This window comes from Streptomyces sp. NPDC054841 (genome assembly GCF_053611045.1).
On the sequence record NZ_JBSGZO010000091.1, the window covers coordinates 1 to 23,435 of the forward strand.

At 68.9% G+C, this 23,435-nt stretch carries 20 protein-coding genes and 2 pseudogenes; 8 read left to right on the forward strand and 14 right to left on the reverse strand.

Annotated elements, in window-relative coordinates; translation table 11 throughout:
* From ACWGI8_RS15275 to ACWGI8_RS15290, 4 genes are all read right to left on the reverse strand, one after another.
* On the reverse strand, positions 1-681 hold a 681-nt coding region (locus ACWGI8_RS15275), incomplete at its 3' end, for a glycine betaine ABC transporter substrate-binding protein (RefSeq protein WP_453661130.1).
* A gap of 95 nt (positions 682-776) precedes the next feature.
* On the reverse strand, positions 777-2,765 hold the full coding sequence (locus ACWGI8_RS15280) for an ABC transporter permease subunit (protein ID WP_453661132.1): 1,989 nt from the start codon (positions 2,763-2,765) through the stop codon (positions 777-779).
* Positions 2,765-3,853: a quaternary amine ABC transporter ATP-binding protein gene (locus ACWGI8_RS15285; protein WP_453661134.1), complete on the reverse strand. Its 1,089-nt coding sequence runs from the start codon at positions 3,851-3,853 to the stop codon at positions 2,765-2,767. The genes ACWGI8_RS15280 and ACWGI8_RS15285 overlap by 1 nt, the downstream gene beginning before the upstream one ends.
* A 20-nt stretch (positions 3,854-3,873) precedes the next feature.
* A complete protein-coding gene (locus tag ACWGI8_RS15290) occupies positions 3,874-5,343 on the reverse strand; it encodes an aldehyde dehydrogenase family protein (RefSeq protein WP_453661136.1) in 1,470 nt (489 codons plus the stop codon).
* A gap of 220 nt (positions 5,344-5,563) precedes the next feature.
* On the opposite strand from ACWGI8_RS15290, the gene purU reads away from it, so the two are divergent.
* Entirely contained in the window at positions 5,564-6,436 is an 873-nt protein-coding gene (gene purU, locus ACWGI8_RS15295; protein ID WP_453661138.1) for a formyltetrahydrofolate deformylase, read from the forward strand.
* Between the two features lie 122 nt (positions 6,437-6,558).
* Here purU and ACWGI8_RS15300 read toward each other — a convergent pair whose 3' ends face one another.
* Together ACWGI8_RS15300 and betA are read right to left on the reverse strand one after the other, a co-directional pair.
* Positions 6,559-7,383: a 5,10-methylenetetrahydrofolate reductase gene (locus ACWGI8_RS15300; protein ID WP_453661139.1), complete on the reverse strand. Its 825-nt coding sequence runs from the start codon at positions 7,381-7,383 to the stop codon at positions 6,559-6,561.
* Positions 7,380-9,038, reverse strand: a complete 1,659-nt coding sequence (betA, locus tag ACWGI8_RS15305; protein ID WP_453661140.1) for a choline dehydrogenase — start codon at positions 9,036-9,038, stop codon at positions 7,380-7,382. The genes ACWGI8_RS15300 and betA overlap by 4 nt, the downstream gene beginning before the upstream one ends.
* A 142-nt stretch (positions 9,039-9,180) precedes the next feature.
* On the opposite strand from betA, the gene ACWGI8_RS15310 reads away from it, so the two are divergent.
* Complete coding sequence (locus tag ACWGI8_RS15310; RefSeq protein ID WP_453661141.1) at positions 9,181-9,978, forward strand: IclR family transcriptional regulator; 798 nt, start codon at positions 9,181-9,183, stop codon at positions 9,976-9,978.
* A 184-nt stretch (positions 9,979-10,162) separates the two neighbouring features.
* Here ACWGI8_RS15310 and ACWGI8_RS15315 read toward each other — a convergent pair whose 3' ends face one another.
* From ACWGI8_RS15315 to ACWGI8_RS15325, 3 genes are all read right to left on the reverse strand, one after another.
* Entirely contained in the window at positions 10,163-11,296 is a 1,134-nt protein-coding gene (locus tag ACWGI8_RS15315; protein ID WP_453661142.1) for an aromatic ring-hydroxylating oxygenase subunit alpha, read from the reverse strand.
* 127 nt (positions 11,297-11,423) lie between these two features.
* Positions 11,424-12,596, reverse strand: coding sequence for an NAD(P)/FAD-dependent oxidoreductase (locus ACWGI8_RS15320; protein ID WP_453661144.1), 1,173 nt, complete (start codon positions 12,594-12,596; stop codon positions 11,424-11,426).
* On the reverse strand, positions 12,593-12,955 hold the full coding sequence (locus ACWGI8_RS15325) for a bifunctional 3-phenylpropionate/cinnamic acid dioxygenase ferredoxin subunit (RefSeq protein ID WP_453661146.1): 363 nt from the start codon (positions 12,953-12,955) through the stop codon (positions 12,593-12,595). Before ACWGI8_RS15325 ends, ACWGI8_RS15320 begins: the two co-directional genes overlap by 4 nt.
* Positions 12,956-13,122: 167 nt before the next feature.
* On the opposite strand from ACWGI8_RS15325, the pseudogene ACWGI8_RS15330 reads away from it, so the two are divergent.
* Together ACWGI8_RS15330 and ACWGI8_RS15335 are read left to right on the forward strand one after the other, a co-directional pair.
* A pseudogene (locus tag ACWGI8_RS15330) lies at positions 13,123-13,236 on the forward strand (serine dehydratase beta chain); the annotation flags it as partial.
* A 24-nt stretch (positions 13,237-13,260) separates the two neighbouring features.
* A pseudogene (locus ACWGI8_RS15335) lies at positions 13,261-13,646 on the forward strand (L-serine ammonia-lyase, iron-sulfur-dependent, subunit alpha); the annotation flags it as partial.
* A 33-nt stretch (positions 13,647-13,679) separates the two neighbouring features.
* On the opposite strand, the gene ACWGI8_RS15340 reads toward ACWGI8_RS15335, so the two are convergent.
* The 3 genes from ACWGI8_RS15340 to ACWGI8_RS15350 all read right to left on the reverse strand — a co-directional run bounded on the left by ACWGI8_RS15340 (position 13,680) and on the right by ACWGI8_RS15350 (position 16,190).
* The gene (locus tag ACWGI8_RS15340) at positions 13,680-14,309 is read right to left on the reverse strand and encodes an MBL fold metallo-hydrolase (protein WP_453661148.1); all 630 of its coding nucleotides are present in this window, start codon (positions 14,307-14,309) and stop codon (positions 13,680-13,682) included.
* Positions 14,309-15,394, reverse strand: coding sequence for an S-(hydroxymethyl)mycothiol dehydrogenase (locus ACWGI8_RS15345; protein WP_453661150.1), 1,086 nt, complete (start codon positions 15,392-15,394; stop codon positions 14,309-14,311). The genes ACWGI8_RS15340 and ACWGI8_RS15345 overlap by 1 nt, the downstream gene beginning before the upstream one ends.
* Positions 15,395-15,719: 325 nt before the next feature.
* Positions 15,720-16,190: a MarR family winged helix-turn-helix transcriptional regulator gene (locus tag ACWGI8_RS15350; protein WP_453661152.1), complete on the reverse strand. Its 471-nt coding sequence runs from the start codon at positions 16,188-16,190 to the stop codon at positions 15,720-15,722.
* A gap of 85 nt (positions 16,191-16,275) precedes the next feature.
* Between ACWGI8_RS15350 and ACWGI8_RS15355 the strand changes: the two genes are divergently transcribed.
* The 4 genes from ACWGI8_RS15355 (at position 16,276) to couO (ending at position 20,972) form a co-directional block, all read left to right on the forward strand.
* Positions 16,276-17,094: a crotonase/enoyl-CoA hydratase family protein gene (locus ACWGI8_RS15355; protein ID WP_453661154.1), complete on the forward strand. Its 819-nt coding sequence runs from the start codon at positions 16,276-16,278 to the stop codon at positions 17,092-17,094.
* A complete protein-coding gene (locus ACWGI8_RS15360) occupies positions 17,091-19,079 on the forward strand; it encodes an acetoacetate--CoA ligase (RefSeq protein WP_453661156.1) in 1,989 nt (662 codons plus the stop codon). The genes ACWGI8_RS15355 and ACWGI8_RS15360 overlap by 4 nt, the downstream gene beginning before the upstream one ends.
* Positions 19,076-20,020, forward strand: a complete 945-nt coding sequence (locus tag ACWGI8_RS15365) for a 3-hydroxyacyl-CoA dehydrogenase NAD-binding domain-containing protein (protein ID WP_453661158.1) — start codon at positions 19,076-19,078, stop codon at positions 20,018-20,020. The genes ACWGI8_RS15360 and ACWGI8_RS15365 overlap by 4 nt, the downstream gene beginning before the upstream one ends.
* A 94-nt stretch (positions 20,021-20,114) precedes the next feature.
* Positions 20,115-20,972, forward strand: a complete 858-nt coding sequence (gene couO / locus ACWGI8_RS15370) for a 4-hydroxyphenyl-beta-ketoacyl-CoA hydrolase (protein ID WP_453661163.1) — start codon at positions 20,115-20,117, stop codon at positions 20,970-20,972.
* A gap of 77 nt (positions 20,973-21,049) precedes the next feature.
* On the opposite strand, the gene ACWGI8_RS15375 is transcribed toward couO, so the two are convergent.
* Together ACWGI8_RS15375 and ACWGI8_RS15380 are read right to left on the reverse strand one after the other, a co-directional pair.
* Positions 21,050-21,931 carry a fumarylacetoacetate hydrolase family protein gene (locus tag ACWGI8_RS15375; protein WP_453661160.1) on the reverse strand — a complete coding sequence of 294 codons (882 nt, stop codon included), beginning with the start codon at positions 21,929-21,931 and terminating at the stop codon, positions 21,050-21,052.
* A gap of 4 nt (positions 21,932-21,935) precedes the next feature.
* The gene (locus tag ACWGI8_RS15380) at positions 21,936-23,327 is read right to left on the reverse strand and encodes a helix-turn-helix domain-containing protein (RefSeq protein ID WP_453661161.1); all 1,392 of its coding nucleotides are present in this window, start codon (positions 23,325-23,327) and stop codon (positions 21,936-21,938) included.
* Between the last annotated feature and the right edge of the window lie 108 nt (positions 23,328-23,435).

Sequence of the window (23,435 nt, forward strand, 5' to 3'; positions counted from 1 at the left end):
GTACCCGATCACCCAGCTCTTCTTGGCCTCGGCCTGGCGGAACGCCTGGATCAGAGCCGCTTCGCTGCCGCCGTAGACGACCTTGTAGTCAAGTTTGAGATTCTTCACCAGTGCGGCGTCGTTCGTGACGAACGACGGATCACCGTCGAGGAACTGGCCCTTGTCCCCGGATTCCGACGTCTTGAAATTGGCGGCGTACTTGTTGAGGTTCTTCCAGTCGGCGATGTCCGGGTGCTCCTTGGCCAGCCACGGCGGCACGAACCAGCCGATGACGCCCTTGTTGCCGGTCAGGCCGGCGACCACCGCAGTCTTCTGGTCGGTGACGTACTTCTTCTTCAGGTCGTCGTGGCCCCAGTTCTCGACGACGGCGTCCACCTCTCCGGTGCCGAAGCCCTGCCAGGCGACCTCTTCCTTCAGGTCCTTCTTGGTGACCTTGCACTTGAGGTCCTTCTCGGCGACGTACGCGATGACCGCCGCATTGGCCTCGTAGCCGACCCAGGGGTTGACCGCGAGGTTGAACGTTCCGCACTTGCCGGAGGCGCCGCCCGACGCACCCGACCCCGACTCACCCACCTTGGCGCCGCTGCAACCGGTCACGGCGGCCAGGCCCAGGGCCGCAAGACCGGCCACCACGGTCCGACGTCTCGCGGGCCGCGACTGCGTAATGAAGTTCCGCATCATGTGCTGCCTCCTGTGCTTCTTCCAGTGACTGCCGGGTTGGGGCCGGCCTGGGGCCTGGCCGGTGGATCTTGCTGGGCTGACCCACCGGACAGGCCCTAGCGGGCGGCGGGCCTCGTCGTGCGCCGTGCCGCTGCTTGAGTGATCCGGTCGAACATGACCCCCAGCAGGACGATGGCGAGGCCTGCCGCGAGGCCCTTGCCGTACAACTCGCCCTGGGAGAAACCGGCTACGACGTCGTAGCCCAGGGCGCCCGCACCGACCAGCCCGCCCACCACCACCATGGACAGGACGTAGATCAGGCCCTGGTTGGTGGCGAGCGTCAGGGCGCTGCGTGACATGGGGAGCTGGACCTTGGTGATGATCTGCCAGGTGCTGGAGCCGACTGCCGTGGCGGCCTCCACCGTGGTCTCCGGTACCGCTCGCACACCGTCCGCGATGATCTTGATCGTCACGGGGGCCGCGAAGACGACCGCGGCGATGATCGCCGTGAAGCGAGTGGCACCGAACAGTGCCAGGAACGGCACCAGATACACGAACGACGGCATGGTCTGGCCCGCGTCGAGGCTCGGTCTGATCAGCCGGTCGGCCAGGGAACTGCGGCCCATCCAGACGCCGACCACAACACCGAGCAGCATGACGATCAGGGTCGCCACCGCCGTGGAGGCCAGCGTCGTCATGCTGTCCGACCACACTCCGGTCGCCACGAGCAGGGCCACGCAGCCGGCTGCCGTGGCACCCGCGCGCCACCCGCCGAGCACCGCGCCGACCGCGACGAGGACCACGCCGACCAGCCACCACGGCGACTCGGTGAGCAGCGTCTCGAAGGGGTTGAGCAGCACGGTGGTGATCAGGTCCCTGGTTCCGTTGGTCAGTCCGCCGAAGGTGTCCTGCGACCACTGGGTGACCGAGTCCGCGGTGCGTGCGATCGCGCTGCCGACTCCGGCGTCGCCGGGGAACTCGGCTGCCCACACATAGGTGTGGGAGAGCCACACGCACACCGCTGCCGCTGCACCGCCCGCCATCAGCAGCGGCCGGCGCCACTTCGTGAAGCGGCCGGCTCCTCGCTTCCTCGCGGCCTCCACGCGGTCACCCGCCGCGGTCGTCACCCGGTCCAGCACGATGGCCATGACCACGATGGCGAGCCCGGCGTTGAAGGCCACGCCGACGTCGAGGGTCTGGAGCGCCTTGACGACGGTTTGTCCCAGGCCGGGCGCGTCGATCAGGGCGGCGATGGTGACCATGGACAGCGCGGCCATGATGGTCTGGTTCACGCCCATCACGACGGTCCGCTTGGCCATGGGCAGCAGCACCTTCGTGAGCGTCTGCCGCCTGGTCGACCCCAGCGACTCGGCGGCCTCGACGGTGGTGGCAGGCACGGAACGGATGGCGTGCGCGGTGATACGAATCGCCGGAGGCGCCGCGTAGACGAGCGTGGCGATCGTGGCGGATGCCGGGCCGATGAGGAAGAACAGCGTCAGCGGGGCCAGATAGACGAAGGTCGGCATCGTCTGCATGAAGTCGAGGAACGGCGTGATGGCACGGTTCACCCGGTCGGAGAGCCCGGCCCAGACCCCGAGCGGGATCCCGATGAGCAGGGAGACCAGGACCGCCGACAGGGTCAGTGCCAGGGTGTCCATGCTTTCCTGCCACAGTCCCTGCAGCCCGAAGAAGACGAACCCGGCCACGGCCAGGGCGGCGACGCGGATGTTCCCGAAGGCCCAGGAGACGTAGCCGGCGAGAGCGACAACGCCCAGCCAGCCGATGACGGGAACCGGGCGGTCGCCCGTCGGCTGCGAGATCAGCGACTGGATGAAGGTGACGAGGTTGTCGATGACCAGCCGGATCTCGTTGAAGAAGTAGAGGAAGACCGGATTGCTGTTGCGGTTCGCCCCGATCGTGTCGTTGACCGAGTTGAACCAGCGGTGCAGATCCGTCAGATCGGCCGCCGCCAGGGCCAGGGTCTGCCGCCCGCGCAGGACGGAGAACAGCACCAGCCAGGCGATCAGTATCGCGGCCACCACGACGCGGCGGCGGACTCGGCGTGCGGCGGCGACCGGGGCGGCCGCGCCGGCGGCAACAGCCATCACGCACCGCCTTCCTGTCCGGCGACGACCGCGAGGATCTCCTCGTCGCCGACGATGCCCAGCAACCGCCCGTCCTCGACGACCTTGACCGGCTTGTCGGCGGCGAGCACCGCCCGTGTCGCCTCACGCACCACGACATCGGGGCCCAGCTCGGGGCCGTCGAGGGCGTCGTCGGACTCGGGTTCGCGCATGATCCAGCGCAGGGTCAGGACTTCGGCGCGAGGCACGTCCCGGACGAATTCGCGAACGTAGTCGTCGGCGGGCGCGCCGACCAGTTCGTCACCCGTGCCGCACTGGACCGTCTTGCCGTCGCGCATGATGAGGATGCGGTCGCCGAGCTTGAGCGCTTCGGACAGATCGTGGGTGATGAAGACCATGGTCTTGCCGACCTCGTGGTGCAGGCGGATGACTTCGTTCTGCATGTCACGGCGGATCAGCGGGTCGAGCGCGGAGAACGGCTCGTCGAAGAAGAGCACATCCGGATCGCCGGCGAGCGCGCGGGCGAGACCGACACGCTGCTGCATGCCGCCGGAGAGCTGGTCGGGGTAGGAGTTCTCGTACCCGGCGAGGCCCACCAGTTCGACGACCTCCTGGGCCCGCCGGTTGCGCTCGGCCTTGCCCATGCCGCGGATCTCCAGGCCGTAGGCGACGTTGTCGACGACCCTGCGGTGCGGCAGCAGACCGAAGTGCTGGAAGACCATGGAGAACTTGTGGCGCCGCAGCTCGCGCAGCCGTCCGGCGTCCGCGCCGCGGATGTCCTCGCCCTCGAAGTTGACCTCGCCCGCGGTGGGTTCGATCAGCCGGGTGAGACATCGCACCAGCGTGGACTTGCCGGAGCCGGACAGGCCCATGACGACGAAGACCTCGCCGGGCGACACGTCGAAGCTCACATCCCGTACGGCGGCGGTGCACCCTGTGCGGTCCATGAGCTCGCGCCGCGTGAGCCCGCACAGCTCCTCGGACTCCGGCACCTGGTCGGCCTTCGGCCCGAACACCTTCCACAGCCCGCGCACGGAGATGACCGGGGGCCGGTCCTGGTCCTTGGACATACCGCGCGGCTGCGGCAGTTCGGTCTGTGTTGGGGTCACGGTCGGCCTCTCTTCGGCATTCAGCCGCGGAACCAGTGCTGCGGCCGGGGTTGGATGTTCTGCCAGATGTGCTTGGGCTCGCGGTATTCGTCCAGACCGGTCGGGCCCAGTTCCCGGCCCACGCCCGAGTGCCCGAAGCCGCCCCATTCCGCCTGCGGCACATAGGGGTGGTAGTCGTTGATCCACACGGTGCCGTGGCGCAGCCGCCGCGCGACGCGCTGTGCCTTGCCTGCGTCCTGCGTCCATACGGCTCCGGCGAGTCCGTACTCGGTGTCGTTGGCGATGCGTACGGCGTCGTCCTCGCCGCTGAAGCGCTCGACGGTCAGCACGGGGCCGAAGGACTCCTCGTGCACCACGCGCATGTCCTGGCGGCAGTCGTCGAGCACGGTGGGCGGGTAGTAGTAGCCGTTGCGGAGCGCGGGGTCCTCGGGGCGGCTGCCGCCGCAGCGCAGTACGGCGCCCTCGGCAAGGCCCGCCGCGACGTACGCCTCGACCTTCTCCCGGTGCTGTGCGGAGACCAGCGGTCCCGTATCGGCCTCGGGGTCGAAGGGGCCGCCCAGGCGGATGCGACCGGCACGGCGCACGACCTCGTCGACGAAGGCGTCGTGGAGGGAGTCCTCGACGATCAGACGGGCCCCGGCCGAGCACACCTGCCCGGAGTGCAGGAAGACCGCGGTGAGAGCGAAGTCCACCGCGGTCTCGAAATCGGCGTCGGCGAAGACGACGTTGGGGTTCTTGCCGCCCAGTTCGAGAGCGACCTTCTTCACGGTCGCGGCGGCTGTGGCCATGATCAGCCGGCCGGTGTCCAGGCCCCCGGTGAAGGAGATCATGTCGACGGCGGGAGCTTCGGACAGCGGTGCGCCCACCTCGGGACCGGAGCCCAGTACGAGGTTGGCGGCCCCGGCCGGCAGACCGGCCTCCTCAAGGGCCCGCATCAGGAGGATCGAGGTGGAGGGGGTGAGTTCGCTCGGCTTCAGAACGATCGTGTTTCCGGCCAGCAGAGCAGGAGCGACCTTCCACGAGGCCTGGAGCAGCGGGTAGTTCCACGGGGTGATCAACCCGCATACGCCGACCGGCTCGTAGGTGACGCGGCTGACGGCGTCGTCGCGCCCGGTGTCGACCACCCGGCCCGCGCCGGTGCCCGCGATCCCGCCGTAGTAGCGGAAACACGAGACCACATCGGCGATGTCGTACTCGCTCTCCACCAGCCGCTTGCCGGTGTCCAGAGATTCGGCGCGCGCGAACTCCTTGGCGTCGCGCTCGATCAGATCGGCGGTACGCAGCAGCAGCGCGCCGCGCTCCCGCTCGGGGGTGCGCGGCCAGGGTCCTGTGTCGAACGCCCGGCGGGCGGCGTCGATCGCGGCCTCGCTGTCCGCCCGGGTCCCTTCGGAGACGACCGCCGCAAGCGTGCCGTCCGCGGGGCAGCGGATCTCCCGGTGGCCTCCGGCCACCGGATCGCACCACTCTCCGTCCAGATACAGGTCTGCCACGAGCGGAGCCCTTCGAGCGAAGTTCGTTGCGCATCATGCACCGCATTGCTTGTGGTGGAACACCTTGGCCCGAACGTGTGACCTGCGTCAAGAGGGCGAGACGGGCGGATTCCACCCCGGGGGCCAGTTGCACCGCCTCCCTTGACCAAGGGCCACGCCGGCCCGACCATGTTGCGTATCACTCACCGTGTTGTGCAATACGCATCAACGGAGGCCGCTCATGCCCCCTCGACCGCAACCTGGCCGTGAATACATCCTCACGCTCTCGTGCCCGGACCAGGCGGGGCTGGTTCACGCCGTGAGCGGCTACCTGGTCAGGAGCTCCGGCAACATCCTGGAGAGCCAGCAGTTCGACGACCGGCTTCAGGGACGCTTCTTCATGAGGGTCCACTTCGAGGTGTCCGACCCGGACACCGACGTGAAGAATCTGCGTGACCGTTTCGGCCCGGTCGCCGAGGCCTACCGGATCTCGTGGACCCTGCGGGACGCCCGGACCCCGACCCGTACGCTCATCATGGTCTCGAAGTTCGGCCACTGCCTGAACGACCTGCTCTTCCGCCGGCGCACCGGCGCGCTCAACATCGACATCCCGGCCATCGTCTCCAACCACGAGGAGTTCGAGGAGCTGGCCGGGACGTACGGCATCCCCTTCCACCACATCCCGGTGACCAGGGACACCAAGGCCGGCGCCGAGGCGCGCCTTCTGGAGCTGGTGCGCGAGCTGGACGTCGACCTGGTGGTGCTCGCCCGCTACATGCAGATCCTCTCCGACGACCTGTGCAAGCAACTCGAGGGCCGCGCCATCAACATCCACCACTCGTTCCTCCCGAGTTTCAAGGGCGCACGCCCTTACCAGCAGGCGTACGAGCGCGGCGTGAAGCTCGTCGGCGCCACGGCGCACTATGTGACGCCGGACCTGGACGAGGGCCAGATCATCGAGCAGGACGTGGTCCGCGTGGATCATGCACTCACCCCCGACGCGCTGGTCACGGTCGGGCGGGACGTGGAGGCACAGGTGCTGGCGCATGCGGTGAAGTGGCACAGCGAGAGCCGCGTCATGGTGCACGGGAACCGGACCATCGTCTTCCGCTGAGCCGTACGCGGTCGCCGGCGGACGTGGTTCTGTCCTTCGGACGTGTCCTCGATCCGTCGGCGGGGCTCCATGGAGTCCCATCGGCGGATCGGGGCGCAGGGTCGGGAGCCCGGTTGCGGGAACTACCAACCGTCGAGGCGCTCCAGCATGCCGCGCCGCCAGCGCTCGGTCTCGGCGATCTGGTTGAACGTGAAGAGATGCAGGCCCGCCACCAGCGTCTCGGGCGCGGTCAGCACCGCCGCACTGCGCCGCAGCAACCGCTCCGGCGAGTAGCCGCCCGGCGCGGCGAAGCGCACGAACCAGGAGGCGTGCCGGGCCAGGAAGCGCGTCGACTCCCCCACACCGATCTTCGCCGCCATCGACAGCAGTTTCGTCCGCTCGACGGGCCCGGCCACCCCGACATGCATCGGCAGCGTGACACCGCGCCGCCGTACCCGCGTCACCCACTCCCCGAGCAGGCGCGGATCGAAGCACAGATTGCTGACGATGTACGTGGCGTGGGCCCGTTTGTCCCACATCGCCTGAACGGCGATGTCGTCGTCGATGAGCGGATGACTCTCCGGGTAGCCGGTGATACCGACCCTGGCGAAGGGGCTGCCCAGTTCACCGAGCCGCCGCAGCACGGGCAGCGCACCCTCGTAAGGGCCGGCGGGCGGATCGGCGTCACCGGCCGGTACGAAGACGTCGTCCACCCCCGCCTCCCGCAGCCGGTGCACCACCTCCGCCACATGGGCTCCGTCCCGCAGCAGCCGGGCCGGCACATGCGGTACGACTCGGTAACCGTGCGCTGCCAGCCGAATCGCGAGATCGAGCGTAGGCTCCAGGCCCTTGACCGGGGACGCGGTGACCGTGACCACCACGTCCGGCGGCACATGGGCGAGGACCTTGTCGTGCGTGGACTTCGCCGGCAGGACCTCGTAGCGGACGCTCTTCAGCAGTGTTCTCACTGCGGGTCGCGGAGCCGGTAGTACTGGGCCTTGGAGGGCGGCAGCGGCTCCTTGCCGAGAATGAGGTCGGCGGCCTTCTCCGCGATCATCATCACGGGTGCGTAGATGTTGCCGTTGGTCACGTACGGCATCACGGAGGCATCCACGACGCGAAGCCCCTCCACGCCGTGCACCCGCATGCTCTCCGGGTCGACCACGGCCATCTCGTCGGTGCCCATCTTGCAGGTGCAGGAGGGATGCAGGGCGGTCTCGCCCTCCTTCGCCACCCAGGCGAGGATCTCCTCGTCGCTCTCCACGGATGGCCCGGGCGAGATCTCTCCGTCGTTGTACGGGGCGAGCGCGGGCTGGTTCAGGAGCTTGCGAGTCACCCGGAGCGCCTCGATCCACTCACGCCGGTCCTGTTCTGTGGACAGGTAGTTGAAGCGCAGGGCCGGGTGCTCGCGCGGGTCCTTGCTCTTGATCTTCACCGAGCCGACCGCGTCGGAGTACATAGGTCCGACGTGCACCTGGTAGCCGTGCCCGCCGGAAGGCGCGGACCCGTCGTAGCGGACCGCGATGGGCAGGAAGTGGAACATCAGGTTGGGGTAGTCGACGTCCTCGTTGCTGCGGGCGAAGCCGCCGGCCTCGAAGTGATTGGTCGCGGCCGGGCCCTTGCGGAAGAGCCACTGCAGCCCGATGAAGGGATAGCGGTACCACTTCATGTACGGCTGCATGGAGACCGGCTGCTTGCAGGCGTACTGGACGTACACCTCCAGGTGGTCCTGCAGGTTCTCGCCGACGCCCGGCAGATGGTGGACGACGTCGATGCCGAGAGCGCGCAGCTCCTCGGCGTTTCCGACACCGGAGAGCTGCAGCAGCTGCGGGGAGTTGATCGCACCGCCGCAGAGGATGACCTCGCGGGCCCGCACCTGCTGGACCCTTCCCCTGCCGCGCTGGTACTCGACACCGACGGCACGCTTGCCCTCGAAGATCACGCGGGTGACCAGGGCACGGGTCCTGACGTCAAGATTCGGCCGCTTCCTCACGGGCTTGAGGTACGCCTTCGAAGCCGACAGACGGCGTCCACGGTGGACGTTGCGGTCAAAGGGCGCAAACCCTTCCTGCCGGTAGCCGTTGACGTCGTCGGTGCGGGGGTACCCGGCCTCCTGTACGGCCTTGAGAAAGGCGGGGAAGAGCGGGCTGGAGGCGGGGCCGCGTTCGAGGACGAGGGGGCCGTCGTGGCCGCGGAACTCGTCGTCGGGCCCGGCCGCCAGACAGTTCTCCATCCGCTGGAAGTACGGCAGGCAGTGCGCGTAGTCCCAGGTCTCCATCCCCTGGTCGGCCGCCCAGCGCTCGTAGTCCATGGGGTTGCCGCGCTGGAAGATCATGCCGTTGATGCTGCTGGAACCGCCGAGCACCTTGCCGCGGGCGTGGTAGACGCGTCGGCCGCCCATGTGGGGCTCGGGCTCGGACTCGTACTTCCAGTCGTAGAAGCGGCTGCCGATGGGGAAGGTCAGCGCCGCGGGCATGTGGATGAACACGTCCCACGGATAGTCGGGCCGGCCGGCCTCCAGCACCAGCACGCGGTTGCCCGGATCGGCGGAGAGCCGGTTCGCCAGTGCGCTTCCGGCCGATCCGCCGCCGACGATGACGAAGTCGTACTCAAGGGAAGCCATGGCTGCCTCGTCTCGATCGCGTGGTTCGATACGCGTGGCATGCTATTACGGGTACCGCTATACGCACCAGGTTGCGAGCCACGCAACTTCTGAGGTCGTGAGCCTCAGGGCAGTCGTTGTTTACTGCGCGTATAGTTTCGCTGTGAGCAACTACAGCACAGATAACGAAACGACAGGAACGCAGCCCGGCGGGGTCCAGTCCGTCGACCGCGCCATCAGCGTGCTGGAGATCCTTGCCCAGCAGGGTGAAGCGGGTGTCAGCGACGTGGCGGCCGAGATCGAGGTCCACAAATCCACCGCATTCCGCCTGCTCGGCGCGCTGGAGGCGCGCGGCCTGGTGGAGCAGGCGGGCGAGCGCGGGAAATACCGCCTCGGCTTCGGCATCGTCCGCCTGGCCGGCGCGGTCACCGGCCGCATCGACATCACGCAGCAGGGCCGACCGGTCTGCGAGCGCCTCGCGGAGGAGATCGGCGAGACGGTCAACATCGCGGTCATGCAGGAGCACTTCGCGATCAATCTCTTCCAGGTTCGCGGCCCGGCGGCGGTCGCGGCGCACAACTGGGTCGGCCAGCTGACCCCGCTGCACGCCACCTCCAGCGGCAAGATCCTGCTGGCCCACATGCCCGCGAAGGAACGTGCCGATCTCCTGGCGCAGGCAGGCATGAAGAAGGTGACCCCGAACACGCTGACCGCGAAGACAAAGCTCGAGAAGAACCTCGCCGAGGCCAGAGAACGCGGGTACGCCTGGACCCTGGAGGAGCTGGAGATCGGGCTGCACGCCCTGGCCGCGCCCGTCCGTAACCGGGACGGCGAGGTCATCGCGGCGCTCAGTGCCTCCGGACCTTCGTACCGGCTGACCGAGGAGCGCATGCGCGAGGTCGCCCCGTTGCTGCTGGGCGGGGCGGAGGAGATCAGCCACCGGATGGGGTACCTGGGCTGACCACCCGGTCGCGCGCCATGCGCAGGGCGTGGGTCGCCGCGGGGTCCCCGGCGGCGGCCCAGGTCTTGCTCCCTGCCGTTCCCGGCAGCATCGTCCCCGCGCGTCTGTCTGCCGTACCCGCGGCGTCGCCTCCGGTCCTCGCACGGTGCCGTGCGCGCCGTCACTGCTGCTCCCGCTCCGGGGTCTACTCGGACTGCCGGGTGCCGAGGCGCTCGTGTATCCAGTCGTGGAACGCGCCGATGTGGTGCTCGCTGGGTACGAGCACGCCGCCCTTGGCGTACAGGCGAGAGCTCATCGCGGGCTGACAGCGCTCACAGGCGTCGAAGTCCTGCCGGTTGACCCGGTCGAAGAGCTCCACGGACCGGCTGACGTCCCTGCCACTGTCCACCACGCCCTTGAGGTAGAGCCAGTCGCACTCGACGATCGTGCGGTCGGCGGCGACCGGGTACATCCGGTGGAAGATCACGTGGTCGGGGACGAGATTGATGAACACCTGCGGCCTGACGGTGATCGCGTAGTAGCGGCGGTCCTGGTCCTCGGAGACTCCGGGGATGCGGTCCAGGCCTTCGGAGCCGTCCACGGTGAAGCCCTTGATCTCCGCGCCGAATTCGGCGCCGTGGCCGACGTAGTACTGCGCGGCGTAGCCGTCGGCGAACTCGGGCAGGACCTCGGTGAGTTCCGGGTGGATCGTGGCGCAGTGGTAGCACTCCATGAAGTTCTCGATGATGAGCTTCCAGTTCGCCTTGACGTCGTAGACGATCCGCCTGCCGACCTCGAGGTTCCCCATGTCGTAGTGGTCGATCGACTCCACGTCGCCGAGGCGTGCGACGACTTCGCCGACGACCTGTTCCTCGAAGGAGGGCGGCGTCTGGGCCAGGCAGACCCAGACGTAGCCGAGCCACTCACGCGTGGCCACACTCGCCAGGCCGTACTCGACACGGCCGACGTCGGGCATCTTCGTGAGGTTGGGCGCGGCGACGAGCTTGCCCGTCAGGTCGTACGTCCATGCGTGGTAGGGGCACTGGAAGGCACGCTTGACCTCTCCGGTCGCCTCCGTGCAGAGCTTGGCGCCACGGTGCCGGCAGACGTTGAAGAAGGCACGGACGGAGTTGTCCCTGGCCCGCGTGACGAGGATGCTCTCGCGGCCCACGTCGACGGTCCGGAAGGCGCCGGGCCCGGCCAGGTCGGAGGAGCGCGCGGCGCAGAACCACATCGTCTCGAAGATGTGCTCCTGCTCCTGGGCGAAGATCCCGGGATCGGTGTAGTAGGAGCCGGGGAGGGTGGCGATCAGGCTGTCCGGCAGGCTGGTCGAGGTCACAGTGCACTCCTCGCGGGAAACGTCGTCGTTCGGTCGTCACGCCGGGGACGGATAGGCCCGAACGGCGTCGTGCAATACGCAACGAATGGCGTTGTAGGCAGCAGCGCTGGTCGCCGCACCGGTGGAGTCAGGGCCCGGTGGCAGCGAGCTGCTTGCGCCAGCGGGTGAACAGGCGGGGCTGATTCATACCGAGGACCGCGACCGGATGCCCCGACCGCCGGTAGACCGCGAGGAAGCTGCGGTCGTCGGGGAGCCCCTCCTCGACCGTCACGCTGTCGGCACCGGCGGAATGCCCGGCGAACTGGATCCGTACCCCGTACTGGTCCGACCAGAAGTACGGCGGCTTGGGCACCCCCGGCGTTGCCGTACCGCCGGACAGCAGTGCGGCCACGGCCGCGTCGGGCCGTTCCCGTGCGCCGGTCCAGTGCTCGACGCGACGGTGGACCCCGGCGACGGGGTCGTACCAGGAAGCGCAGTCCCCGACCGCGACCACCGCAGCCACGTTGGTGCGGCCGTCCGCACCGCACTTGACGCCGTCGTCCAGCACGACGCCGCTCCCGTCCAGCCACTCGACGCACGGGCGGGCGCCGACGCCGACGACGACGGTGTCGGCCGGGAGTCGCCGACCGTCCGCGAGCAGGACGGCACCCACCCTCCGGCCGCCTTCGGCCGGGGAGAGCCCGAGGACGCCCACGCCGCACAGCAGGCGTACGCCGTGGTCCGCATGGAGCGTGGAGACAACGCCTCCCATGACCTCGCCGAGCGGTCCGGCCAGCGGTGTCGGCGCCGCCTCGACGACCGTCACATCGAGCCCCAGACCGTACGCGGTCGAGGCGACCTCGGCGCCGATGAACCCGCCGCCGATCACCACCAGAGACCCGCCCCGGGCCAGGTCGGCCCGCAGGGCGCGGGCGTCGTCCAGGGTGCGCAGCGTATGCACGCCGGCGAGGCCGTCGCCGCCCGGCAGCATGCGCGCGGTCGCACCCGTGGCGATGACGACCCCGTCGGCCCGCACGGACCGGCCGTCGGCAAGCCGCACTGCGCGATCAGTGCGGTCGAATCCTGCGGCCCGCACGCCGAGCAGCCACTCCGCCTGCAGGTCCTCTCCCTCCGCCTCCAGCGCGAGATCCGCTTCACCGATCTCGCCGGCGAGGAACTCCTTGGACAACGGCGGTCTGTCGTAGGGGCGGTGCGGCTCGTCGCCGATCACGACCAGCCGTCCGTCGTAGCCCTGTTTCCGCAGTGAGCGTGCGGCCGAAAGTCCGGCGAGCGAGGCACCCACCACGGCCACGGTTCTCACGCGGGACCTCCGGCGAGCCGCGCCGCAATGCAGGGCGGCAGGTTCGGGGCCTCCGTGGACGGCAGGACATAGATCATGCCGTCCTCGACAAGGACCTGGTGGGTGCGGACGGGGAGCTTGGCCGGCGGCGAATCGACGGCCCCGGTCCGGAGGTCGAACTTCGAGGCGTGCAACGGGCATTCGACCTCGCACCCCTCCAGCCAGCCGTCAGCGAGCGACGCATCCTGGTGGGTGCACGTGTCGTCGATGGCGAAGATCTCGCCCCCATCGGTGTGGAACACCGACACGGGCGGATCGATGTCGAGCCGGCAGGCCTCGCCTCGTGGCAGATCCGCGAGACGGCACGCGGGAATCATCATGACACCTCGGTGCATATAGCGAAACGGATTGCGGTAAGCGCAACGCCAGTTTGAGGTCCCCCCAAACCCTTGTCAAGGCGTCCCCCAGACACTCCACCCTCTTGTTTCATGTTGCTTTTCACGCAACGCTGTGCGCAGTACACAACGCCGGGCTCGGAGGTAACGACGTGGCGATCAGCGTCTTCGACCTGTTCAAAGTCGGTGTCGGGCCGTCGATCTCACACACCGTGGGGCCCATGAAAGCGGCCCGCCTCTTCGTCACCACGCTGATGGAGTGGGTCGATCTCCACGCCCTGGCCGCGAACGAGGAGAACGCCACGGTCTCCGGGGCGGAGGTGGGCCGTCAGGGCGAGGTCGGGTCGGCATGCTCCATGGCGGCAGCCGGTCTTGCCGAGGCGCTCGGCGGCACGCCGGAACAGGTCGAGAACGCGGCCGAGATCGGGATGGAGCACAATCCCGGTCCGACCTGCGACCCGGTCGCAGGCCTGGTCCAGATCCCCTGGACGGAGCGGAACGCGAACGCCTCGGTCAAGGCGATGAATGCGGCTCGGATGGCGCTGCGCGCGACGGCACCCATGTGGTCCTGCTCGACAAGGTCATCAAGACCATGCGCGCGACCGGATCCGACATGAAGGTGAAGTACAAGGAGACCTCGCGCGGAGGGCTCGCGGTCAACGTCATCGAGTGCTGACCCGAGCCCGCCGCGAGGCGATCGGAACCCGCGTCAGAACCCGCGGTCGATCCACTCCTGCAGATGCGGGGCCTCCGCGCCGATGGTGGTCGTGTCCCCGTGGCCGGTGTGCACGACGGTATCGCCGGGCATCGTCAGCAGCCGGTCGCGGATCGACTCGATGATGGTGCCGAAGTGACTGTACGACCGACCCGTCGCCCCCGGCCCGCCGGCGAAGAGCGTGTCCCCGCTGAACAGCGCGTTCAGAGCCGGTGCGTACAGACAGACCGCGCCGGGCGCATGGCCGGGTGTGTGCAGCACGGTGAGATCGGCACCCGCCACGGTCAGGACCTGCCCGTCCGCCAGTGCGGCGTCGGGCAGCCGCTCGGAGTGGGTCTGCTTCCACAGCGGCAGGTCGTCCGGGTGCAGCAGGATCGGAGCGCCGGTTCGGTCGGCGAGCGCCGGGGCGGCGTCGATGTGGTCGTTGTGGGCGTGCGTGCAGACGATCGCGCGAAGCGTACGGCCGGCGAGCGCATCCACGATGGCGTCCGCGTCGTGCGCCGCGTCGATGACGACCGCCTCCCTGTCGTCGCCGACGATCCACACGTTGTTGTCGACGTCCCAGGTGCCGCCGTCCAGGGAGAAGGTGCCGGAGGTGACGAGTCGCATGATGCCGGCGGACATCACAGGACCACCACCGAGCGCAGGACGTCACCGCGATGCATCCGCTCGAAGGCCTTCTCTACGTCGTCGAGTGCGATGGTCTCGGTCACGAACGCCTCCAGATCCAGTCGCCCCTGCAAGTGGAGGTCGATCAGCATCGGGAAGTCGCGGCTGGGGAGGCAGTCGCCGTACCAGGAGGACTTGAGCACTCCGCCTCGTCCGAAGACATCCAGAAGCGGCAGTTCGAGCTTCATATCGGGAGTGGGGACGCCGACGAGGACGACGGTCCCGGCCAGGTCACGAGCGTAGAAGGCCTGTTGGTACGTCTCCGGACGGCCGACGGCCTCGATGACCACGTCCGCACCGAAGCCGCCGGTCAGTTCGCGGACCGCCTCCACCGGATCGGTCTCCTTGGAGTTGACGGTGTGGGTGGCGCCGAGTTTCTTCGCGGTGGCCAGCTTCCGCGCGTCGATGTCCACCGCGATGATCTTCGCCGCGCCGGCGAGCCGGGATCCGGCGATCGCCGCGTCGCCGACGCCACCGCAGCCGATGACGGCGACAGAATCGCCACGGCCGACCTGGCCGGTGTTGATCGCGGCGCCAATGCCCGCCATCACGCCACAGCCCAGGAGTCCCGCGACCGCGGCCGACGCCCTCTCGTCGACCTTCGTGCACTGCCCGGCCGCCACGAGCGTCTTCTCGGCGAAGGCACCGATTCCCAGGGCCGGGGACAGCTCGCTGCCATCGGCGAGGGTCATTTTCTGCTTGGCGTTGTGGGTGTTGAAGCAGTACCAAGGCCGCCCCCGCAGACAGGCCCGGCACTGACCGCAGACCGCACGCCAGTTCAGGATGACGAAGTCGCCCGGCTCGATGTCGGTGACCCCCTCGCCGACCGCCTCGACCCGGCCCGCCGCCTCGTGGCCGAGCAGGAAGGGGAAGTCGTCGTTGATGCCGCCCTCGCGATAGTGCAGATCGGTGTGGCAGACCCCGCAGGCCTCGACCTTCACCAGGGCTTCACCCTGGCCAGGGTCAGGCACGGTGATCGTTTCCAGGCTGACGGGGGCGCCCTTGCCCCGCGCGACAACGGCACGGACCTGGTGAGCCATGGCCACTCCTCGACTGGTCTGAATCCATGGAGCATGAGTTGCTCATTACGGCACGCATTCCATTCACCGCAACAACAGCATCATGGAGACCGGACTCGCGGTCAAGGATGCTGCGCGCCAGGCGCGGCCGGATTGCATCAACCGTCCGGGTGGCCGGTCCACGCGCGCGGACCCTCCGAAGTCCAGGTCCTCGGGGGCGCACCCCGAGTCCGTGCTCGAGGAGTGACGCGCGACCCGCCGACCGAGGGCGCAAGGACGCACCTCTGGTGTCAGGGCACGCGAGCCCGGCAAGATCCGAACGACAGGCCCTACGCCCGTGTCGTGTTCACCGGCTTCGGCCAGCCTCTTCCGAGGCCGCTTCGGGGGTGCGCAGGGCCGCCCACATCTGACTCAGTGCGCGGCGCACCGTGTCGGCGTCCTCCCCGGTCAGCGGGGAGATGAGCCGCTCCTCGACAGCGGTGGCAGGGCCGGCGTACCGCGCGAGGAAGGACCTGCCCTCGTCGGCGAGGTGGACCAGTACCTCGCGCCGGTTCTGCGGGTTGGGAGCCCTGCGGATCAGCCCGCGTCCCTCCATGAGCCGCAGCATGTCGGCCATCGACTGCGGTGTCACGAACGAGTCGCGGGCCAACTGGGCGGCCGTGACGCCGTCGCGGTGCTCGAGGACGGTGAGGGCGGTGTACTGAAGCGTCGTCACGCCCGAACCACGCAGCATCTCGTCGAGCTCGGCACGAATCACCAGTTCGAGCCGCTTGACGGCGTAGAGCAGGGACGGAGACGTACGGGCGGGAATCGGCATAGGCGGATTCTCCCACAAGCATTGACAGGTTTCCTGTCATTGCCGCAGAGTCCCATCGTCAGGTTTCCTGTTGATCGGATCTGCCGTGAGTCCTCACCAGTTTGATCCCAACGCCTCCCTCCGCCTCGACCGGCACGGTGACGTCGCGGTCCTCACCCTCAGCCGCGTAGCCAAGCGCAACGCGCTCGACGACGTCACCGTCCAGGCCATCGGCCGGCTCTTCGCCGATCCGCCCGAATGGGCCGACGTGATCGTCCTTGCTGCCGATGGAGACCACTTCTCCGCCGGGCTCGATCTGGGCGAACTCGGCGAGCGCGACGCCGTTGGCGGGCTCCACCATTCCCGGATGTGGCACGAGGCCTTCGCCCGGATCGAGTCCGGCCGGGTACCGGTTGTCGCCGTACTGAAGGGCGCGGTCGTCGGCGGCGGTCTGGAACTCGCCACCGCTGCCCACCTGCGGGTCGCCGAGTCCTCGGCCTTTTTCGCGCTTCCCGAGGGCACGCGCGGTCTCTTCGTCGGCGGCGGCGCCTCGGTCCGCGTGTCCCGGCTCATCGGCGCCCAGCGGATGGCCGACATGATGCTCACCGGCCGGGTGCTCTCCGCACAGGAGGGTGTCGCCATCGGACTGGCCGACTACCTCACCGAGCCGGGCCAGGGCCTCGCCCGCGCACTCGAACTCGCCGAGAGGATCGCGGCCAACTCGCCGGTGACCAACTACGCCGTCCTGCACGCCCTGCCCAGGATCGCCAGCGCCGATCCGGAGACCGGACTGCTCCTGGAGTCCCTCATGGCCGGTGTGGCCCAGAGCAGCGTCGAGGCGAAGCAGTGCATGGCCGACTTCCTCGCCGGCCGGGCCGTGAAGGTCACCGCCGGCTCGCCCGCAACCACGGAGGAGAAGCGATGACGACTCACTCCACACCGGCAGCGCCCGAACTCCTCCTCGTACCTCGTCCGGACGCGGTCCGCGATGCCCGTGTACAGCCCTACCTGCGGTGGCTGCGCGCGGAGAAGGGCCTGGAACTGGCCGGCTGGGACGAACTCCAGCACTGGTCGGTCGACAGCCTGGAGGACTTCTGGGAAAGCGTCTGGCAGTACTTCGAGGTGAAGGCCCACACTCCCTTCAACGCAGTCCTCGAGGAACGGACCATGCCGGGGGCCCGTTGGTTCCCCGGAGCCACCCTCAACTACGCCGAGCACTGCTTCGGCACCGCTGAGGACGCCGGCACCACCGCGGTCCTCGCGGTATCGCAGACCCGCGAGCCGGTGGAACTCACCTTCGCCGAACTTGCCGAACAGGTACGGCGGATGCGGGCCGGACTGCGGCGCCTCGGTGTCGGACGCGGCGACCGGGTGGCCGGCTATCTGCCCAATTGCCCCGAGGCGCTGGTGGCCTTCCTGGCCACCGCGAGCCTTGGCGCGATCTGGGCGAGCTGCGCCCCGGAGTTCGGAGCGCGCAGTGTCGTCGACCGGTTCGCCCAGATCGAGCCCAAGGTTCTGCTCACCGTCGCCGGCTACACCTACGGGGACAAGCAGATCGACAAACGGGCCGAGGTCGCCGAGATCCGGGCCGCCCTGCCGACCCTCCAGCACGTCGTCCACGTACCGTACGGACCGCTTTCCCTCGACGGAATCACACCGTGGGCCGCGCTGACCGCCGGCACCGACGAGCCGCTCGCCTTCGAGCCCGTCCCCTTCGACCACCCGCTCTGCGTCCTCTTCTCGTCGGGAACGACCGGGCGGCCCAAGGCGATCGTGCACGGCCACGGCGGCATCCTGCTCGAGCACCTCAAGAACCACCGCTTCCACTGGGACCTCGGACCGGGTGACCGGCTGCTGTGGTTCACCACCACCGCCTGGATGATGTGGAACACCCTGGTTTCCGCGCTCGTCGTCCGCTCCGGCCTGGTCATGATCGACGGCAACCCGCTGCACCCCGATCTGCGCTACCAGTGGCGGCTCGTCGCCGAGACGGGCGCCACCTTGATGGGGGTGAGCCCCGGCTATCTGATGGCCTGCCGCAGGGAGGGCGTCCGTCCCGCCGAGGAGTTCGACCTTTCCCGACTCCGCCAACTCGGCGTCGCCGGAAGTCCCTTCCCGCCCGAGGGCTTCCGGTGGTTCGCCGAGCAGTTCGGCGACCAGGTCCTCCTCAACGTCGGCAGCGGCGGCACGGACGTCTGCACCGGCCTCGTCCAGGCCTCGCCCCTGCAGCCGGTCTGGGTGGGGGAGATGTCCGGTGCGAGCCTCGGAACAGACATCAAGGCCCTTGATCCGGACGGCCGGGCGATCATAGGCGACCTCGGCGAACTGGTCATCACCTCGCCGATGCCGTCCATGCCCGTCGGCTTCTGGGGCGACACGGACGGGTCCCGGCTGCGCGAGGCCTACTTCGACACCTACCCCGGTGTCTTCCGGTTCGGCGACTGGTGCCGGTTCTCCCCGGACGGATCGGTGGTCATCACCGGACGTTCCGACGCCACCCTGAACCGGGGAGGCGTGCGGCTGGGGACCGCCGAGTTCTATCGCGTCCTGGAGGACGTTTCGGAGGTCGCCGACAGCGTCGTGATCCACCTGGAGGACCCGGACGGCGGCATGGGCGAACTGATCCTCTTCGTCGTCCCCGCCGCAGGCCTGAGAGTGAACGACGCGTTCCGGGCGGAACTGACCGGGAAGATACGCGCTGCGCTCTCCCCCCGGCACGTCCCGGACCGGATCGTGGAGGTGGCGGCGGTGCCCTACAGCCGCACCGGGAAGAAGCTCGAAGTGCCGGTGAAGAAGATCCTCCGGGGCGCCGCACCCGCCGACGTGGCCTCGCCGGGCGCCCTGATCGACCACTCCGCGCTGGACGGATTCGTGGAATTCGCCCGCGACCACAAGGGGGACGCCGAGTGACCGCGCCCCGGGGACCGGTCGCGGTCGTCGGCACCGGCGTGATCGGCACGGGTTGGGCGGCCCTCGCCCTCGCCCATGGCTGCCAGGTCACTGCCCACGATCCCGCTCCGGGCGCCGAGGAGCGACTGCACTGCGCACTTGAGGCGCTCTGGCCTGCCCTGGCCCGGCTCGGTCTCGCCGATGGCGCCTCGATGGAACGGCTGACGTTCACCGACGACCTCGAAGCAGCGGTCGCTCAAGCGTCGTTCGTGCAGGAGAACGGCCCCGAACGGATCGATCTCAAGCAGGACCTCTTCGCCGCCCTCGACCGCGCGACCCCGGCCGACACGGTGATCGCGAGCAGTTCCTCGGGTCTCGAGCCGTCCCGGCTGCAGGAAATGTGCTCCGAGCATCCGGAGCGGGTCCTTGTCGGGCATCCGTTCCACCCGGTGCATCTGATCCCGTTGGTAGAGGTCGTCCCCGGCAGGCGGACCAGCCGGCAGGCCGTCGCCTGCGCGATGGACTTCTACCAGGAGCTGGGCAGACGGCCGATCCACGTCCGCAAGGAGCTGCCCGGCCATGTCACCAACAGGCTCCAGGCGGCACTGTGGCGGGAGGCGTATTCCCTGGTCGAGCGCGGAGCGGCCTCGGTGACCGACATCGACGCGGCCATCGCGTACGGTCCCGGCCTGCGGTGGGCGCTCCTCGGCCCGCTGGTCAATCAGCACCTGTCCGGCGGCCCCGGCGGCATGGCCCACCTGCTCCGGCACCTGGGTCCGCCGGCTCAGGCATGGATGGACGATCTGCGGCCGGTCCGGCTCACCGATGAGCTCGCGGCCCAGCTCGTCGCCGGCGTCGAGGACGAGCTGACGGGCATCGACCAGGCCGCCATGGTCGCGCAGCGCGACGAACTGCTCGTCGCCCTGCTGGAACAGAAGCGCCTCCGCACCGCCCTGCCCTGATCCGCCGAGCCCGTACCCAGCACCTCCTATGTAAGGACCTCTCGTGCCCGTCTACACGCCCCGGATCGACACCGGGGCGATCACCGCTCTCGACATGCACGCCCACGTCGAGGCCGACCACCACGGTCACCTCTCTCTCGACCAGGAACTGATGGACGCCTCGGCGGCGTACTTCCGCGGCGGCCACCACCGCACTCCCACCGTCGAGGACCTCGCGACCCACTACCGCGCCCGCGGCTTGGCCGCGGTCGTCTTCACCGTCGACGCGCGGACCGGTCTCGGCCACCCGCCGCTGTCCAGCGAGGAGATCGCCGAGCGGGCGGCCGCCCACAGCGATGTCCTCATTCCTTTCGGATCGGTCGACCCGCACCGTGGCGAGGCGGCCGTCCGGCAGGCCCGCCGCCTCGTGGAGTACTACGGCGTCCACGGCTTCAAGTTCCACCCCGGACTCCAGGCGTTCGCGCCCGACGATCCCGCGTTCCGCCCGCTGTGGGCCGCGCTGGAGGAACTCGGCGTCGTCGCGTTGTTCCACACCGGGCAGACCGGCATCGGCGCCGGCCTCCCCGGCGGACGCGGTATCAAACTGCGATACTCCGATCCGCTGCTGCTCGACGACATCGCCGCGGAGTTCCCTGGCCTGACCATCGTGATGGCCCACCCGGCCGTGCCGTGGGTCGACACCCAGATCTCCATCGCCACCCACAAGGCCAACGTCCACATCGACCTCTCCGGCTGGTCGCCGAAGTACTTCCCGCCGCAGTTGGTCAGGCAGCTCAACGGAGCACTGCGCCACAAGGTGCTCTTCGGGTCGGATTTCCCGGTCATCACACCGGAGCGCTGGTTCGCCGACCTGGAGAAGCTGGAGATCAAGGACGAGGTGAAACCGCTCCTGCTGAAGCAGAACGCACTGCGGTTGCTCGGCCTGCAGACGGCCCGGGCAGGCGAGGCGTGAACCGAACTCGTCCGCCCAACTACGGCGACCCAGCGTGCCCTGTGCCACACCTGGCGAACGGATGGCGGTAGGGCAGGTCAGACACGTTCACCTCGGGATTGCTTGGCAGGCTCGAGCCTGACGGTGTTGCGGAGGTCGCCGACGCCGTCGACACGGGCTTCCACAGTGTCCCCGTCGTGGATGACGCAACCGCCGGGGGTTCCCGTGGCGATCACGGTTCCGGCTTCGAGGACCATGCCGCCGGAGAAGTAGCCGACCAGCCAATAGGGGTCGTACATCATCGCGGACACCCGGTTGGACGCGATCGTCGTCCCGTTGACGACGGTGGAGATCCGCACGGCGGAGAGGTCGGGGATCTCGTCGGGGGTGACCACCCAGGGGCCGAGACTGCAGAAGGTGTCGAAGGCCTTCGCCCAGGGAATGTGGCGGGGGTTGACCCGGATCGCGTCCTCGGCGGTCATGTCCAGGACGGTGGTATAGCCGAAGATGACGGACGGCGCGTCCTCAGGTGACACATCGCGGCAGGTGGTTCCGACGACCACGCCGAGCTCGGCTTCGGCAGTGACGCGCTGCGACTGGCTGGGGAGCAGGATGTCGTCGCCGTACCCGATCACCGTGGAGGGCGGCCGCAGGTAGGAGCCGGGGGTGTCGGTCGGCTGTCGTACCCCCAGGTCGTCGGCGTGGCGCACGTAGTTCAGGCCCACACCCCACAGCTTCGGCGGACACCGGTAGAGCGGCCCGAATTCCGGCTCGACCTGCGCGGCCGGCACGCCGGGGTCGGGCAGGGAGGCGACCGTGGCCGCGAGCGCGACGGCCTCGCCCTTCTGGATGATGTCCAGCATGGTGGGGCCGTAGAGGGTTCCTGCGGTCGCGTTGATGAGGCTCAGTGTGGCGATTCCGCCGGGCACCGACACGCCGACGTCCTCGCCGGTCCCGGTGCGAAGAGTGCAGAGTCGCACTGTTTCATCCTTCCTGGTGGTGCCCGGATCGTGCGGCTGCGTTCTGTCCGGTGATGCTGACGATGTTGAGAACCCTGAACATCGCCACGTCGTGGTGGTCGACGCGGCGAAGGAGGCCGAGGACAAGAAGGTGGTAGATGTCGTCGGCGCATTCCCCAGCCGTCAGGCCCATCTTGTCCGCCACCTCCGGTACCGACCAGAAACCGTCCATTTCGCGGGACGCTTTGTGAGACATGGTCGCCAGCAGGTCACGTTGGCGGCTGCTCAGTGTGGCAATGGTGTGGTGGACCGACGCGTAGGCGTCTGGCTGCTGATGGCCGCCGCGGGGTCGTCGCGCAACGGTGAGCGGCTCGGTGGTGAGTTGATGGGCGAGCTGCCGCAGGGAGTAGATCAAGCTCCAGTGGGCGGCGGATTCGAGAGCAGCGGGAAGGCCGTCGAGTGCGCGGCAGATCCGGGCGACGTCCGCGAGAATATGAGGGTCGGGACGGAAGGCCGGCTGAACGCGCTTCGTCTGGGCGAGTAACAGCGCCACCGACGCCACTTCCTCCAGGTCCGCCGACTCGGTGTCGCATCGCGGCACCGCAAGCGGTGCTAGGGGCAAGAGGGTGTCGAGGGGCATATCGACAGGGTTTCTCGTCGTGACGAGAATCCGCACCCGGGGGCATGCGGCCACGAGATTGGCTGTGATGCCCGCGAGCTCGTCCTCCGGCCGGGCACCGTCCAGGACGAGGAGGCTGTTCGACTCCCCGATGGTCTCGACGAGGCGCCGACGGCTGTCGGGCCCGGAGTGCACGAGCTCGCGCAACCATGTGGGCTGCTCCGGAGCCCCCACCGGCGCCCTTCCGCTCCGGAGCCGGTCGTCGTCGAGGGGCAGCCAGAAGACCGTCGAGTGCTCGGCTGCCTCGAGTGCGTGCGCCACCTCCAGTGCGAGCCGTGTCTTGCCGACGCCCTCGATCCCGGTGATCGTGACCAGGCGGTGGTGCTCGGCGCCGAGCATCGTCGTCAGCGCCGCCAACTCCTGCTCCCGGCCGATGAACGGGCCGCTCACGGCCGGCTCGGCGGCCCCCGCCAGGAAGCCGAGCGAATGGTCGTTCGCCAGCCGGTTCATCTGGGGGGCGCTGAGACCAAGGGCGTCGGCGAGAAGGCGCAGGGAGTCTGCCCTGGGTTGCCGTACCCTCCCGTTCTCCAGATCGCGTATCGCTCGAACGCTGAGGGTGCTGGAGCGCGCCAGCTGCTTCTGAGACAGTCCGCTCCGTAGTCGCAGGTTGCGGAGTCGTCGGCCGAAGGGCGTAGCCCCCGTCCCGCCGTCGTCGGCCCAGCCCTGACGGAATCCGATCGGAACATTCTGCTTGATCGACTCACCGGCGGCGATGGCCGGTTCGCGGCGCTGGGTCATCGGCGTCTCCCGGCCCGAAGGCCGAGTGGAGATCCGGCCGATTCCTGACACCGGTGGTGTTTCCATGGCACATGCTCCTCGGGGCCGCTGCCGCGACCGGTACAGGGC